Source organism: Aquiflexum sp. TKW24L (assembly GCF_023502205.1).
Taxonomy (GTDB): domain Bacteria; phylum Bacteroidota; class Bacteroidia; order Cytophagales; family Cyclobacteriaceae; genus Cognataquiflexum.
Genome location: NZ_JAMFLG010000027.1, coordinates 47639 through 64086 on the forward strand (window position 1 = coordinate 47639; position 16448 = coordinate 64086).

The 16448-nt window shown below is 42.6% G+C and carries 11 protein-coding genes; 1 reads left to right on the plus strand and 10 read right to left on the minus strand.

Features of this window, described 5'->3' with window-relative positions:
- Positions 1-201: 201 nt before the first annotated feature.
- From M3O96_RS16175 to M3O96_RS16215, 9 genes are all read right to left on the minus strand, one after another.
- Complete coding sequence (locus M3O96_RS16175; protein ID WP_249722289.1) at positions 202-783, minus strand: DUF4256 domain-containing protein; 582 nt, start codon at positions 781-783, stop codon at positions 202-204.
- Between the two features lie 527 nt (positions 784-1310).
- Positions 1311-1643: a DUF5615 family PIN-like protein gene (locus M3O96_RS16180; RefSeq protein WP_249722290.1), complete on the minus strand. Its 333-nt coding sequence runs from the start codon at positions 1641-1643 to the stop codon at positions 1311-1313.
- Entirely contained in the window at positions 1640-1861 is a 222-nt protein-coding gene (locus M3O96_RS16185) for a DUF433 domain-containing protein (protein ID WP_241126326.1), read from the minus strand. The genes M3O96_RS16180 and M3O96_RS16185 overlap by 4 nt, the downstream gene beginning before the upstream one ends.
- A gap of 294 nt (positions 1862-2155) precedes the next feature.
- Entirely contained in the window at positions 2156-2521 is a 366-nt protein-coding gene (locus M3O96_RS16190) for a hypothetical protein (protein WP_249722291.1), read from the minus strand.
- Positions 2522-2798: 277 nt separating this feature from the next.
- Complete coding sequence (locus M3O96_RS16195) at positions 2799-3356, minus strand: hypothetical protein (RefSeq protein WP_249722292.1); 558 nt, start codon at positions 3354-3356, stop codon at positions 2799-2801.
- Positions 3357-4269: 913 nt separating this feature from the next.
- The gene (locus M3O96_RS16200) at positions 4270-5745 is read right to left on the minus strand and encodes a competence protein CoiA family protein (RefSeq protein WP_249722293.1); all 1476 of its coding nucleotides are present in this window, start codon (positions 5743-5745) and stop codon (positions 4270-4272) included.
- A 277-nt stretch (positions 5746-6022) separates the two neighbouring features.
- A complete protein-coding gene (locus M3O96_RS16205; RefSeq protein WP_249722294.1) occupies positions 6023-7135 on the minus strand; it encodes a Gfo/Idh/MocA family protein in 1113 nt (370 codons plus the stop codon).
- 233 nt (positions 7136-7368) lie between these two features.
- On the minus strand, positions 7369-8244 hold the full coding sequence (locus M3O96_RS16210; RefSeq protein ID WP_249722296.1) for a sugar phosphate isomerase/epimerase family protein: 876 nt from the start codon (positions 8242-8244) through the stop codon (positions 7369-7371).
- 12 nt (positions 8245-8256) lie between these two features.
- Entirely contained in the window at positions 8257-11757 is a 3501-nt protein-coding gene (locus tag M3O96_RS16215) for a PVC-type heme-binding CxxCH protein (protein ID WP_249722297.1), read from the minus strand.
- Between the two features lie 151 nt (positions 11758-11908).
- Here M3O96_RS16215 and M3O96_RS16220 point away from each other — a divergent pair, with 151 nt between their 5' ends.
- Positions 11909-12784, plus strand: coding sequence for an AraC family transcriptional regulator (locus tag M3O96_RS16220; protein WP_249722298.1), 876 nt, complete (start codon positions 11909-11911; stop codon positions 12782-12784).
- Between the two features lie 46 nt (positions 12785-12830).
- Here the strand turns inward: M3O96_RS16220 and M3O96_RS16225 are convergent, their stop codons facing one another.
- The gene (locus M3O96_RS16225) at positions 12831-15419 is read right to left on the minus strand and encodes a M14 family zinc carboxypeptidase (protein WP_249722299.1); all 2589 of its coding nucleotides are present in this window, start codon (positions 15417-15419) and stop codon (positions 12831-12833) included.
- Positions 15420-16448: the final 1029 nt, after the last annotated feature.

Sequence of the window (16448 nt, forward strand, 5' to 3'; positions counted from 1 at the left end):
AAATAGAAATAGCTACCTGAGAGATCGGGTAGCTATTTTTTTGAAAATTTCCTGGGAATATGGATTTGGATGTAAATTGAATGGTTGAAAACTTTTATAACTCAAAAACCGGCCATTTATGAGTTATAAATCTGATTTTTATAACTCATGGAAATTTTTGATTCCGAACAAATGGCTGAAAAAGCTTTCGGTGGCTTGACATCAGACCCTAAGCATCCCACGAAAAGCCCGGACTCCATAGTAAGATTGAGAGCCGTTGTGGTAGACAAAAACATGGTCGTAGCGGCGATCGCAGAAGAGCGCCCCTCCGAGTTTTCGGATGGCATCGGATGTTTGAATCCAACTTGAAGTTTTGGTATCGAACTCTCCCAATTGTTGCAAATCACGGTATTCGGATTCGGTCAGGATGTCGATGCCCATTTCGGCAGCCATGTCCTCGGCGTTATTTGCAGGGGGAAAATCTTTCCTCGATTCCAAACCTTCGCGGTCAAAGCAAATACTTCTGCGGCCTTTGGGGCTTTCTGCCGAACAGTCATAAAAAATAAATTCTCCTGTTATTTCATCGAAGCCAACCACGTCCGGTTCACCTCCGGTGGTTTCCATTTGATGCAGTGACCAAAGCTTTTCCGGATTTCCCTTGCTATGAAGGTGAGATTCCAACCTTGCTTGTACTGATGCCCATTCCAGTCTGGGGTGACGGCTTTTGCTTTTCTCAAACCTGCTTTTCAAAATACCGAAAAGCACTTTACATTGATCGGCTGACAACTCTTTTTTTAAATCCATGATCTCAAAATTAAATAAATCATCTAGGAAATGGTTCTGTTTTTGCTTTCGACTCAATTATCGAAACTTGATTTTTTTGCAAGTTTCGATAATAGTAATTGCTTAGTTTATAAGTATCGGGATAAGAATATTAGGGTCGAATTTCCCTTTACGTACTTTGCTGAATACACCCATTTTTAGCAAAAAATCAAATTAAACCTTGACGCAGAGAATATTAGGAATCCGATTTTAAATTGGTAAAAATAAAAGGGTTAGGACAAAGCGTTTGGAATGATCCCTTTGGTTCCGGTAGCTATCGGAATTAGCTTTGGGCCTGGCGTAGAGTAGGCAAAATCCACCCAGTTCTAGCATCAAGCGTCATACTACACCAAGAGGGGCTAGATTCATACATATGTGGCTTACACCAAGAACTACACCCGTATGGATTGCTGAAGTCAAAGATCGCTTGAGGGATTTTTAGATTATATTTTGAAAAAGAAAACTCTAAATAAAATCCTGACCAAACTAGGGGGGAATTAAAAGTTACTTTATATGATTTCCAAAATTTCTGCTTCCCTTGATTCTAAAAATTTATGTAGGGCTGGTAAGTTTCTTATAAGTAGTTCCGAGATTGATTTACTGGCCAAATTTCCTGTTTTTAACCAGATAATTTTCGGAGGTATACCTTTGATGATATTTAAATCCACAAAATCTGAGTCAAAAGTCACGATAGTGTATCCATTGTTTTTTGCATAATCAAAGATTACAATATCGGAGGCATCCTCTAAGCCAATATGGCGAACTTGTCTTGAATCCGGAAAGTCTTTCCCAAGTTGGTTAACAATCTTTGGAGAGATATTTTGATCAAATAGAAGTTTCAAGAAGCTATCTTCAGTTTATGTTCTTTGTCAGCGGCAAAAGCAAGGCATGCATTGATCATTTCTTCATTGATCTCTTCAAAATCTTCCATGATTTCTTGTTTACTCATTCCATTTGCAAGCCAATTCAAAACATCATATACTGATATTCTACTTCCTTTAAGGCAAGGTTTCCCAAATCGCTTATCTGATCTAATCTCTATATAGTCTTGGTAATTCATAATTCAAAGATACAAAAATATAGATTTGGTTTTAAATGTCTTTTAAAGTGGCTTGGGATTAGCAACCGGCAGAATCCTCTCAAAAAAAAAATCCTGACGGATGATCAATGATTCCAATTACATCCCGATGGCTATCGTGGATGGAAAAAAATAAAAGGGTAGGACAAAGCGTTTGGAAATGATCCCTTTGGTTCAGATAGCTATGGGAACTAGCCTTGGGCAAGGTGCAGGGTAGGCAAATTCCACCCAGTTTTAGCATCAAACATCAAACTAAACCCAGAGGGATTGAAAATCTTACCTCTGTATATCCCTCTTTTTCAGCATAAAATAACATTCATTATATTCGAATGATAAAGAATATGCTTCAATAAATTCATAGCCATTTTTACCAAAGAAATTCAATGCATCCACCATAGAGTTAAACTCCAAGAGCTCCCCATTCTCATCTTTAATTCTGGTTTCTTTAGAACTTAAGTACTTGTTTTCATTACCAAAATCTAATCTTACTTTAACTTTCCCACTTCTAAAATTTCCTGTTCCAACGATTTGAATGTATTCAACATCAATTTCATTAATCGGAATATCATTTACAGTTTGTGAAAAGGAATGAGAAAGGCCAAGGATAATCATTCCAATGATTAGAGAAATTAATTTCTTCATGATTGTGTAGTTTTTGTTTGTAAGTGGGTTTGCAACCAAAGTTAGTTCATTTTTTATAAGTCAAATAAATTTTTATTTAACCCTAAACAATACAACCTTAAAATTAGGGCGGTTTGGAATCGATTAGATGATCAATGATTCCAATTACATCCCGATGGCTATCGTGGATGGAAAAAATAAAAGGGTGTAATTTGAAATTACACCCAGTCCTAGCATCCATCGTTTGACTACACCTAGAGGGGGAATAGTCCTAACCAACTGACCGCTTTCAGCTTTATCAAAACCAGTAACCGTATTTTATATACGCCGCACTTATATTTTCTCCTTGGTTGATTCCTAGGGTACCCATATGCTTGCCATGAAAGGTATTTGAAAGTCCCAGGCAAATGGCTCCTGATACCCCACTTAACTCTCTACCATTTATTCTTTCAGAACTCTGCATTATTCCCGGCATAATGACCAAAGATGGGTTACAGTTTCTATTGGGCAAGACATTGATCCTTAAACCGGCCGCCAAACCAATTCCGGAACTTGTTTGGGAGGATCCTGACATAAAGGATTTTCCTGAGTTGCTGTCAAAGAAAAGCAGGGATTCAATTTGGAGCACTTTATCTGTACGAATCGCATAGTGGAAAGAAAAACTTGGACCAAATGCATCGTCTAGGAGACTGCTGTTTATTCCCCCATGAATACCAAAACTTCTTGACTTTGTTTCTTGCTGCGCAATTATTTGGGAGCTCCACAAAAAAAATAATATAAGCAATGTTTGCTTTAAAATGATTGGAAAAAAAGTCACATAGTTTCTTTCAGATTTCTGATTGATTTTAATTTTCATAATTGTCTTTTGATGTGGTGAAGGGAATCCTAAGTCAATTAAAAAATTTAGACTAAGAATGTATCCCATTTAAAGATAAGTGGATTTTTTATTCCATGGAAGTAAGATTGAAAATCAAATTTCCGACTATGGAATGGAAAAAAGGCTTCTATTATCAAATGCCAAAAAACACCTATGCTGTTTTGAGTTTGGCAAAAAGGTGACCGAGTTAGGTAAAAAGGTCAGTGAGTTCACCTCCAAGGTGACCGAGTTCGGCAAAAAGGTCAGTGAGTCCACCTCTGAGGCGAACTAGTTTAGCAAAAAGGTCAGTGAGTTCACCAAATAGGCGACTGAGTTCGGCAAAAAGGTGAACTGGGTGAGTAAAAAGGTCAGTGAGTTCACCAAAAAGGCGACTGAGTTCGGCAAAAAGGTGAACTGGGTGAGTAAAAAGGTCAGTGAGTTCACCAAAAAGGTGAACTGGGTGAGTAAAAAGGTCAGTGAGTTCACCTCCGAGGCGAACTAGTTCAGCAAAAAGGTCAGTGAGTTCACCTCCGAAGCGAACTAGTTTAGCAAAAAGGTCAGTGCGTTCTCCTAAAAGGTGAACTGGGTAGGTAAAAAGGTCAGTGAGTTCACCTCTGAAGTGGGAGGGGGTACTTCGTAAGTACCCCCCTCCACTTCGGAAGTACCCCTGCTAAGGAAAATTGTTCGAAACTAGGCCGTGTGGAATTTGCGAAAAGCGCTAGGGGTAATTTGCAATTACGCCTTCCTATCAGCGTGAATTTGTAATTCTTTATCTCCATGAAATCATGCTGAATGGTCAATGATTCCAATTGCAAATTGGTAAGGATAAAAGGGTGGAATTACAAATTCCACCCAGTCTTAGCATCAAGCGTCATACTACACCTAGAGGGGGTGTCATACCTAATTTGCCAATTTACTTTGTGTGGTGTTCAATAAATTCTTGAACCGGTATTCTTTTAAAAATTTCCTCTCTTATTTTCTCATACAAGTAATTGTCTCCGAAGTCAAAATAAATTGGTGCCTCTGCATCTTGCCAGCTTTTTCTTTCCCGTTTCCATTCAAATGTATAGATTCCTTTCTGGTCCTTCATTATTTTAAATCGCTTCTCACTTGCTTCCTTTTCAATTTCCTTTTTTGATTCTATAAAGTATTTGGCTTGAGCAATTTTTGTTTTTTCCTTTCTTGCCGTGATATTGTTTTTAGCTACAATTAACTCATCCCATTCGCTGTTTAGTTGCTGAACTTTGGTATGAAGTTCTTGTGCTTTTTGTTTTAAATGTTCTAATAACTTGGTTTGCATTTCGGCTTTCAAAATAGGAACAGAATTTTCTATTTCAAGATATGATGTGTCAATTTGTTTGATTTTGTCTTGCAAGTTTTTAAGAGCATCAGTTGGGTCAATTGCAAAATCGAATTTGTCTTTCCTGTAACGATAGCTAAGAAACTCTGACTCGTTTGAAATTGTCTTAACTTCTATGAAAAAAGTTTTTCGTGATTCTTTGACGATTGCTATTGCTTTATGAAAGTTCTGATTAGTGATTATTGTGTAAGGAACGATTTTGAAAATTTTCTTGTCAAGTTCAAAACTTTCAAGATGATTAATTTCTTCAATTGTGTTTTCATTAGTTTGTCGTTCCTTTTTTAGTTGTGATAGTTTGTTTGGAACGCCTTTTAGTTTTGTGCAATACTCTGATTCCAAATTGTTAGTTATGTCAGCCGAATGACTTTCCCAATACCTTTTACCTGCTTCCCACTTATCGTGTATTTCTTTATTAACGGCATCAATGTTTAGAATGTCAGAATTTATTTTTTCAAGGAATGTTTTGTTGTATTTAATGCTGTAAAGTTTTGAAGCCGATTCTCTTTCATTTGTTTTAATTACTTCCGTTAACCTTTTGAGTTCGTCAGCAAACTCTTGTTCAATAGATGACAATTTATATTTTGCATGAGTGTCAATATCTATTAGTCCTTTTTGAACAACACTCCATTTTCTTAAATTTTCTTTAAATGGTTTTGCATCTATTACCCAAATCATATCTCCATAAAATTCTTCTCGGATACGAATGGTTGATTTAGAAAGTGAAGAGTGTTGAAATTCTATTACGGTTTCTGAATTTGTCCTGATGTCGGCACGATGTTTTTCTCCATAGTTTTCAATTACAACTTCTTGCATGTCTTCTGGAAATTTTGCCTTCCAGTTACGATGCCAAGGAGTTTCGTGTTCTTTCCAATGGTCGCAATTACTATCATGGCTATGTTGCCAATGTCTTGCATAAATCTCACCGCACTTACCAATAACACTGCCTCCACATAATGGACAAGTTCCTTTTTGTCCAGAGAATGTCGGTCGCACTCGTTTTTCGTTATTGTTATAGAAAGCTAATTGCATTGTCGTTCTTTTCTTGCTTGTCACTTTGGAGTTAACAGTGTCCCCATACGGTTGCAGGCAACGATTGTATACCAGCAACACTTGTTTAATCTACCCGATTTGGCTGGTATCAAAAATATTGTTGTGGTTTTCAATTACCTAAACATAAAACTAATCTCCTAAATATCCAATCCATCCTCCGAACTTTTACTTGATCAATTTCTTCCCAAAACCCCACAAAAAAACCACCGCTTTCGCAGTGGTTCTGGTATGAGAGATATAGGTTGTAGGGAATGGCTTACCTGAGGGTAAAGTCCGGCAGCTTCATGATCTGACCACCGGCCATCGCTGACTCATGGGCAAGGATGCCCACGCAGGTGATGTTGGCGGACTGTCTTGCATCCGGATAGGGTGCCCTTCCTTCATGCAGTGCAGACAAGAATTCATTGACAAGGTGCGGATGCGAACCGCCGTGTCCCGCCCCTTGGATAAAGGAAAGGTGTTGGTTGTCATCCGAATCATATACCCCGGCGGTGGTGAAGGAAGCGATTTCCTTCGGCAGCAGGTGGGCATAATCAGGGATTTTGACCCGCTCGGGGACTTCCCCGGTATGGATGACGGAGTCTTCATGCTCGATCAGTGTCCATTCAAATGACTTTTTGGAACCATAGACATCAAAGCTTTCACGGTATTGTCTCGCCGTGTTGAAGAGCGAGCGGGTGACCTCGGCCGAGAGGTCGGAGTCTTTGAGTTTGATATGGCAGGTCTCGATGGCAAAGGGAGAACCGTATTTTGGGATGAGGTTTTCGTCTATCCTTCCCGACCCAAAGCAGGACACGTATTCAGCCTGTGCTTTTGGCAGTGCCAATACCGGTCCCACACAGTGGGTCGCGTAGTGCATCGGCGGCAGCCCTTCCCAGTATCCCGGCCAACCGGCCATCTCCTGTTGGTGGCTTGCTCTCAGAAACTGGATCTTTCCCAATTCCCCTTTCTCATACATCTCCTTGACAAAAAGGAATTCACGGGAATAGATCACCGTCTCCATCATCATGTACGTCAGCCCTGTTTCCTCACAGGCTGCGACGATCTGACGGCACTCTTCCACAGTCGTGGCCATGGGCACGGTGCAGGCGACATGCTTGCCGGCCTTGAGTGCTTTCAGCGATTGCTCGGCATGGGCTTGGATGGGGGTATTGATATGGACAGCGTCTATGTTTGGGTCTTTGAGGAGCTCATCGTAATCGGTATAGCGCTTCGCTACGCCAAAGGCATCTCCGATTTCATTGAGCTTGTCTTCGTTTCTTTGGCAGATGGCATACATATTGGCTAGCGGATGCTTTTGGTAGATGGGGATAAATTCCGCCCCAAAACCAAGTCCGACGATGGCGATGTTGATTTGTTTTTTGCTCATGGCTTTTATGGTTATTTGTTAGAGGGTTAAAGGTTAAATGGTTATTGGGTTATTGGTGAAAGGTAAGAGGTGAGAAGTAAGAGGTAGTAGATATGAGATTTAGGTTAAGGGTTACTTCGAATGCGCTCAGTACAAGTATTTGGTTAATGGTTACTGGTGAAAGGTAAGAGGTAAGAAGGTGTTGGAGTTCTCCAGCTCCGTGCTCCCTGTGTGCTCTGTGGTGAAAGACATCCCTAGTGTGTGAATTGTTTGCCGGAAAGCCAGTCCTTGAGGAAGTGAAGTCCGCGGGAAGCGAATTCATCCTGACTAGGAGCGAGGGGCTTCCAGATGCAGACAGCACCCGCAAGTTCCTGCACATTTGGCGTAAAACTCTCTATCGAAATCACTCCTTTGTAGTTGACGGCATTGAGTCCCCGCTTGAAGGAAAACCAACTTGTCTGACCTGTTCCGGGGATGCCGCGGTGGTTTTCGGAAACCTGCACATGCAGCAATTTGTCCCCGACATGTCTGACGGCCTCCTCCAGATTTGATTCTTCGATGCTCATATGAAACCCATCCAAGAGCACTTTGGCAGCGGGATGGTTGATGTCTGCGATGAGTTGCATGAGTTCCTTCGTGGTATTGATGAGGTCAGTTTCGAAGCGGTTCAAGGCTTCCAAAGCGATCTCCTGTCCCATAGACTCGGCCATCTGACAGACTTTGTGGAGGTTGCTTACCGCACGGTCCCATTCTATTTTCCGCTGTTCGGGAGAGACAAGCCTTGCTTTCCCCACTGCAGAGTACATCGGTCCGGCGACGAACTTGGCACCAAGTGCCGAACTGATCTCAAAGCATCTTTGCAGGTAGTCAAAGCTTGTTTTGTGAAATGCAGGATCATCATGCGTCAAATCACGAGTCGGCCCAAAAGCCCCACAAATGATGGGTTGCAGGCTGAATTCCGCAAGTGCTTCCCTGACCGCGGGGATGTCGATCAGATCCGGGTTTTCGACGGGTATTTCTACCGCGTCGAAGCCCATTTCTTTGATTTTTGAAAATAATCCTATGGTATTTTTTTGGAAAGGAGATGTCCAAAGCCAGGTGCTGACACCAAAAGTTGCATTTATTGCCATAATGTCCCGGTTTTACTCTACGATCATTATACCGTTCATGATACGCCAATGACCCGGTACAGTACATACAAAAGGATATTCTCCTTTTTGCGTTGGCGCAGTGAAAATGATGGATTCGAGCCCTTCGGGATCCACAAGCTTGGAGGCTGTGATGATCTCAGGGATATTTGGGACGTAATTTTTTTCGATTCCTTTTGGATCTCTTGCCATTTCGTCAGCGGCTTTTCCAACCGTTTCGAGCGAACCTATTTTGGCAATGATCAGGTTATGCTGCATGAAATCTTTGTTTTCGAAGTCAATGATCACTTGCTGACCGGCTTTCACCTTGAAGCTCGTCACATTGTATTTCATTTCGTGGGGAATGACGCCGATCTTCACTACCAAGGCATTTTCCCTTGATACGGGAGCGGCGGCTTTTTCAGGGCCTTTGGCCAAATAATCCTGCAGGTTGAAGTTGGGGTCTTTGAGGCTGAGGAAGCTGTCTCTTCCCATTCTTCCCCTTAGCCAAGAAGCGCCTTCATAGTCTCCCACCTGATTTTCTTCACCCATATCATTGCCGACACGAATCCTGTCCGGAGTCAATGCTACGGTGAATAGGGAAGGAGCTTTTGCTTTGGCAACCGGATTGTCATTGATCTGCAATGTCATCTCTCCGCCTTGAAGGAGCTTGGCTTCCACCTTAAACAGTTCCTTTGGCAGGTTGCCTGCGGTGATTTTGTAGGTTTTGCCGTTTTGTTTTATTACCCAATTCAAGGTAGATTTTTTTACAAAAAGGGAATAACCATTCATCTTGTTTCCCTGCGCGGCGATGACTCCTTCTAGAGGTTCGTTGCCTTCAGCCAATTCGGTGACGATATGTATTTCTTTGTTGCTGACATCAGGAGGATAGACGATTGCGGCTCTTCTGTCGAGGTTATATTGCTCGACGACAAGACTCTTGGTCAGTTTCTCTGTCAATGTGTAGAGAGAATCTACTTTTTCCGCAGGGAAAAGTGTAGCTAGGTTTTGCTCAAAATAACTTGGATGAGCGAGGACCCCAGAGAAAATCACCTGTGGAAGATAGGCGTCTTTGCCGTTTGCTTCGTCCTGACTTGCTTCATAGATCAGGTTGCTGATTTCAGGTGAAGCCGGGATTTCTGCCAATGCAAGGAAAGTGGCTTTCCTTACATTCAGGTCTTGGTCCTGATGGAGTTTGTTGGATTGGATCAGCGCAAAAGTTTCAGGAGTTTTTGGAAGAACTTCAATTGCATTTTTCCTCACACCGGCAGAAGGATGTGACAATGCTTTGCCAACAATCTTGATGGCATTGGCATCATCACCGCTCAGCGCGCCTAGGCCATGCAATGTCCACAGGGCATGGTTTGCGGTGGTATTCAGACCGATTTCATCTACCTCCGTATTTTCGATCAGCTTGTAAAGATCACCGATGATGCCTTTGTTTTGGCTTTCGACGATGAGCCTTTGGGCAGTCATTCTCCAAAACATGTTGTCGCTCTTCAAGCCTGCAATCAGGTCAGCGTTTTTGGTCGGGTCGATTGAGAATCCTTTGTATTCCGGTGCGCCTCTGTACACCAACCTATAAATCCTTCCATGCTTGGAATCCCGCATCGGGTTGATGTAGGCATTTCCGGCACCGTTGTCAAATCCTTTGGGAGTTGGATTGTGCTGAATGATAAAGTTGTACCAATCCGCAATCCAAAGTGAACCATCCGGTCCGACTTCGGCATGCACAGGGGAGAACCATTCGTCCGAACTCGCTATGATATTGAAGCCGTTCTTTTCTTTGAATCCTGATCCGTCTTTGGTGATAATGGCATTGTGAAGCACCCTTCCAGTCGGTTCGGCCACAAAAGCCACCCTGTTCCAATAGGATTTAGGGAAAGTTCTTGCCGTGTAGAAGTTGTGTCCTGCAGCAGCGGTATAGCCGCCATGGTAGTCGACCTGTCTCAAAAACTGCGTCAGGTGCGGCATGTCGTAGTGGCTGTCTATTCCAAAGACGGTATTGTTCATCCCGCCTGCGATGGGTCTTTTGACGTTTTTGTTGGTCATGGCAAGGTAGGCGCTGTGCTGACCGTTGGCAGTAGAGATGAATACATTGAAATCTTCCGAGAAGCCAAGTCCCCAAGTATTGTTACTTGTCGAACCCAAAAACTCTAAATTGGAAGCATCAGGAGCGAATCGGTAAACACCTTGGGAGAAATTGAATTCCTGTCCGCCAACTGTTCCTTTGAAACCGGAATATCCCAATACACCCCAAATGTTATTGTCATAGCCATACTTCAGGTTGGAAGGTCCGGCATGGGTATCGCTTTTGCCCCAACCTGTGACCAATACTTCTCTTACATCGGCCTTGTCGTCACCGTCGGTATCTTTTAAGAATATAAAATCAGGAGCCATGGAGATGAGGATCCCTCCATTCATGGCCATGATGCTTGTCGGGATGTTGAGTCCATCGGCGAAGACGGTAACTTTGTCAGCTTTGCCGTCGCCGTCAGTATCTTCAAGGATTTTAATTCGGTCATTTCCACCTTCAGTACGGACTTCGTTTGGATAATCTTCTGTTTCGATCACATACAATCTTCCTTTTTCGTCCCAACACATTGCCATTGGATTGACGATTTGGGGCTCAGAAGCGAATAGCTGCAATTCAAATCCTACAGGAATCTGAATCAATTTCATGGATTCTTCCGGAGAAAGTGGATGTTGGTATCTCGGTGCCGGGTCTTTGTTTTCGTAGTTTGGAATGACGGCATCTTCAAAAACCGGTTGAGGGATTTTGAAATCAGCCACCTGCTTGGCTACATCATCTCCGATCGCCCAAAGTACGCCATTGGCGACAAGGGTATGGAAATTTGGTTGCGACCAAGTGCGCTCATTGTGTCCATATGCAGTATAAAATACACGTCCATTTCCTTGATTTCTCACCCAAGTCCAAGGCTCGCGGTGTCCGTTTTCTTCTCTTTCCATGAGGACAGTCATGTCGGGATTGATCCTGGTGTGGATATAGGTTTCATCCCAAGTTTCAAAAACTTCCACTCCCTGCATCACGGGATGCTCAGCGGCAATGATATCTACTTTAAAATCACCCGTGCCATGCGATTGGAACTGTCCGCCTACGGCTTCGATGTACCAATCAGAATTTTGGAAACAGAATGAGGCACTGTGAAGGGGAATAAAACCCTTGCCGCTTTCCACATATTTCTTCAAGGCAGATTCCTGATCTGAAGTGATACTGTCGTGGTTGGCATAGATCATGATCCCGTCATACTGATTCAGGTTGTCCAGATTCAGGTCATTGAGATCAGAAGTGTAAGTGAGGTTAATTCCTTTTTGAAAAAGTGGTCTTGCCAGATAAGGCATCAACTTCTCAGAATCATGGTGCTTGCTGTCATGTCCCAGAAAGAGGATTTCTGCCCGTCTTGGTCCTGTAGGTAGCTCCGGTAAATTTGATTTCTTACCGCAACCGAAGACGAAGATGAGGAGAAGAAGGAGGAGTGAATGAGAATATCTCATGGATGGATTATTTAAGAGAATTTAGGGTTTATTGGAAGATTCAAATTCCACATTTATCGAATGGCAATCTCCCTTTTTTTTTGCTGATTATGACTTTATTTTGTCCAAAAAAATGATATTCGGGTATTATTTTGGCATAATTGACTAAATCATGAAACAAGCACTTCAAAAATCAAGGATTCCTGAGGACAAAGCTTTTGTTGCAAAAGCACTTTTTGCCCCCAATTTTGACAAGCATTGGCACTTTCACAATGAGTACCAGCTTTTCTTGGTTTTGGAAGGAAAAGGGACAAGGTTTATCGGCGATCAAATGAAGCCTTTCCGGGAATTTGACATGGTTTTTACGGGGCCTAACCTGCCACATCTTTGGCGGAATGATCCTCCTTATTTTGAAAAAGAGAGTGGACTGATGACCAAAGGAATTGTGGTTTACTTTGGCAAAGACTTTTTGGGAAATGCAATTTATGACAAAGAGGAATTTGAGGGGATCAAGATTTTGCTCCAAAAGTCAGAACGGGGATTGGAGATTACCGGGAAGACCAATGAGATGCTCCGGGTTCAATTGGAGAAATTGACGGAATCAAAAGGAATTGACAGCATCTTGAAGTTGCTCGACATCCTGAAGACGCTGTCCGAGTCACCCGAATGTCATCCGATAACACAGGCTGGCTACATCAATACCAACAAAGAATCTGAAAAGGACCGGATGAGCAAGGTCTATGAGTATGTGATGGAAAATTTCCGCCAAAAAATCCTGCTTGAGGAGGTGGCCTCCATGGCCAATATGACGGAAAGTGCCTTTAGCAGGTATTTTTCCTCGAGGATGAACAAATCCTTTTCAGAGTTTCTCACCGATGTCAGGATCGGGCATGCCTGCAAGTTACTCCATGAAATGGACGCCAACATCAGCGAAATCTGTTATGAAAGCGGCTTCAACACCCTTTCCAATTTCAACCGGCAATTCAAAGAAAGAATCGGGGTGACGCCTTTGGTTTATAAAAAGGATTATTTGAAGACACTTGGGTGAATAACCCTCCAAGGGTTTTGAACCCTTGGAGGGTTAAAGTACAAGTTCAATCCGCAGTCCCGCCTTCGATCACCTGACCAAAGAAAATGGCATTGAGGAAAAGCTTGTTGGTTCCGTACCAAATTGCACGGAAGTTAGGATTGTCCACCATTCCTATTACCCTACCCTGCCCCAGTTTTTTGACCTGAATGGCGCTGCTGTTTCTGACAAGTTCGAGGTTGGCAGGATGGACATAGCCACTTGCCAAAGGCTTGTCTGTATAGACCATGGGATTGGAGTAAGGATTTTTGCTTGGTTCCAAAACCTGGTTACTGTTTCGGAAGGTAAATATTTCAGCTTTGCCAAATCCGTACGCCACAGGATGGGTTACGTCTAGCTTCGCATGGAAAATGGTCCCACTTGTCATCCTTGCTCCGGTGTTTTTGGTGAAGTTGGCATAGGGTAGGTCAGGCTTTTTCCCTTTTTCGGTAGAATCTTTTTTGAAGGTAAAAGAAACCAACTCATTGCCATTGAGCCAAGTCATGGCATTTCCTCTGGCGATCAAAGTATTCCCTTCACTTATCCATGATTTGATTTTTTCGGCTTCATCTTTTCCCCAAGCCGCATAATTGCCATTGGGCATGATGAGGACATTGTACCTGCCTAGATTTGTGTTTCGCAGTCTTTCTACAGGAAGTAATGTGATCGGCATGTCAAACCTTTGGTCCATCAGATGCCACATTTCACCAGCTTCAGTACTTGTGATACCTGTTCCGACCAATAGTGCAACTTCTGGTTTCTTAAGTACATCGATGGTTGGAGAGCCGATATTCACACCTGCGGTATATCCCGAGCTGATGCCATAGACGGTAATGCCGGTCTCGGCAGCAATAGCATTCAAGGAAGCATGGAGTTTGGTCCCAGCATCTTCTCCTGCGTCTCTAAGTGTACTGACCAAAATACTTCCTCTACCTAAGACTTTTCCGTCAGGAAGGGTAATGGGTTCATGTGTCAAGCGAACCAAGAATCCCTCATCCATCAGCTTGTAAGCAGCCTTTGGCGCATAATAATCCGCCCATTCAAATGCGTAAGAGTAGGCATTTTTTTCTCCGAATAAGGTTCCGGCTTTGAGGCTAAAATCATCTTCCAACAGCGTGACATCAGCAAGATTCATAATCCTACTGCTCAGCGCTGTATAGTCGAGGTTGAAAGCCATTGGCAAAGTCCAAGCAGAGACATCGTAAAAAAGGCTGTCTTGAAAGGTGTTTCTGGTTTCAAATATCACTTTGATCAACTTGTATTGAGGCTGATTCAGTGGGACGATATAGGATTTTTCTTTATTAAAAGGCACACCGTTAACCGTGATATCTTGGTTGAGTACATAGACGTCGATCTGATGTTGCTGGATCATTTCTGCCAAATGAAAACTCCGTGCTGCATCGGCTGTATCGCCAAAAATATATGCCTTATCTGTGTCAACGGCAGCTTCATTCACTGCCTCAGCATAAAAATCCTGCATGAACTTGTTGATTTCCACCCGCATGTCTTTGGCAGCTGCGAAGGAACTCACACTTGTCCGGAACTGATTTCTGACAGTAAAAGCAAAAGGCAATGGTCCATAGATGCTTTCCTGCAAATGGCCTCTTGAAGATGCCTGCTCAAATAGGATTCCGATGGAACCTTGGATATCGGGATAAGTAGAACCATAACCAAAATAATATTCATCGAAACTTTCTCTCGAATGGTAGAGAGACCCTATTTCATCCATGGCCTTAGCATGATATTTAGCCATTTTTTCGGTCAGTTCGATGTTTTTCTTAGGCGTCAGCGGATGGTCTCGGCTCGGGATTCCCGGCTGAAAAAAGAAAGTGTTGTTGGTACCCATTTCATGGTAATCCAAATAAATATTGGGGAGCCATTCCTGAAATTTTGCCACCCTGTTTTGTGATTCTGGATGCTGCACGAGAAGCCAATCCCTGTTGAGGTCAAACCAATAATGGTTGCCACGGCCACCGGGCCATGCTTCGCTGAGTTCACGGTTGGCCGGATCACCGTTGAGATTATAAGATCGGTGGGAATTGACCCAAGAAGCGTATCGGTTGCTTCCGTCAGGATTTAGTGAGGGATCAATCAGGACGATGATATTTTGTAAGTCTGCCTCGATTTCATTGGCAGCCGCAAAATGGTAGGCAGCTAAAATGGAGGAATTGAGGGCACTTGATTCATTGCCGTGTACGGAATATCCTGCTGCCATGACCAAGGGCATTTTTTCAAAATCAATCTTTGCATTCGGATCGCGGAGTTTTTGCCTTTCGGATTTGATTTTATCCAGGTTGGTGAGGTTTTCCGGAGAGGTTATCGTGAGCAGGATTTGGGGCCGCTTTTCGTAGGTATAGCCAATGATTTCAAACTTTACCCGTGGGGAGCTATCTGCCAATTTTTCAAAATACCGGATGACCTGATCGTACCCTGCATTCCATTCACCCACTTCAAAACCCAAGATTTCTTTTGGCTTGGGGATTTTTTCATCGTAAGTAAAACCTGCGGGAAGGTAATATTGAAGGGGGATGTCTGCGGTTCCGGCAGGACTTTTTTGCGAGAAAACCGAAAAGGAAATGAAGTAGAAAAACAGCAAGAGGACTTGTATTTTTTTCATAGAATTTGATTTTGTTGGCTAGGTCTTAAAGATAGGGTAAAATTTGAGTTGGCTATTCTTCCACAAAATGCAATGCTTCCTTATTTCTTCAAATACCCTTTGTGTAAAAGCTTAAATGAAAGATGCAATGGTATTTTTTAATACACGCAGAGGAAAAGGAAAAAAAGAAGGGAATTAAAAATGCTGAATGAATAATGGTTTGGGAGGTACTATCATCGGCGGGGGATATGATCCTGAAGGGATCAAATAATAATAACCGTGAGTAATCCCGAGCTATCGGGAGCAACTCGGGGATAAAGACAAAAAATACGATTCCGGTTTTTGGCCGAAACAAGGAGAAGAGAGTTATTAGAGTTTCCGCCAAAAACAGGGAAGCTCAAAATCCTTTGCGTCCCATTGCGGAACCTTCCATTCCTTTGCGGTAAAAAATATACCTCACGCAAGGACGCAGAGGAAAAAAGAAAAAAGCAGATGATGCAACCTTAGTAAAAGATTAAACCACAAAGGACAAAGGGAACAGAGAGAATTAACATGCAAAATTTCCCAAAGTTGGGTAATTGGATATTCCTGACACGGCAGTAGCGTGAGACAAATCCTGCTTCTGGAGAAGCAGGATAGCGGGAATACAAAGAGTGGGCTTTTGTTTTCTTTGTTCGTAGGCTTTACATACTTTCTTTTTTGCGTCCAAGCGTCTTAGCGTGAGACAAATCCAGCTTCTGGAGAAGCTGGATAGCGGGAACCTTCCTTATTGACTTTTCTTTCTTTTTGCGTCTTTGCGACTTTGCGAGAGAATAAAATCCAGCTTCTGGAGAAGCAGGATAGCGGGAACCTTCCTTATTGACTTTTCTTTCTTTTTGCGTCTTTGCGACTTTGCGAGAGAATAAAATCCAGCTTCTGGAGAAGCAGGATAGCGAGCGCGAAATATATTTTCCTTTGTGCCTCCGAATCTTTGTGGTTCAATAAATACTGATTAATAGTTTTAAACAAAACTGCCCTTCGGAAATTCCAAAGGGCAGTTTCATATTTTAT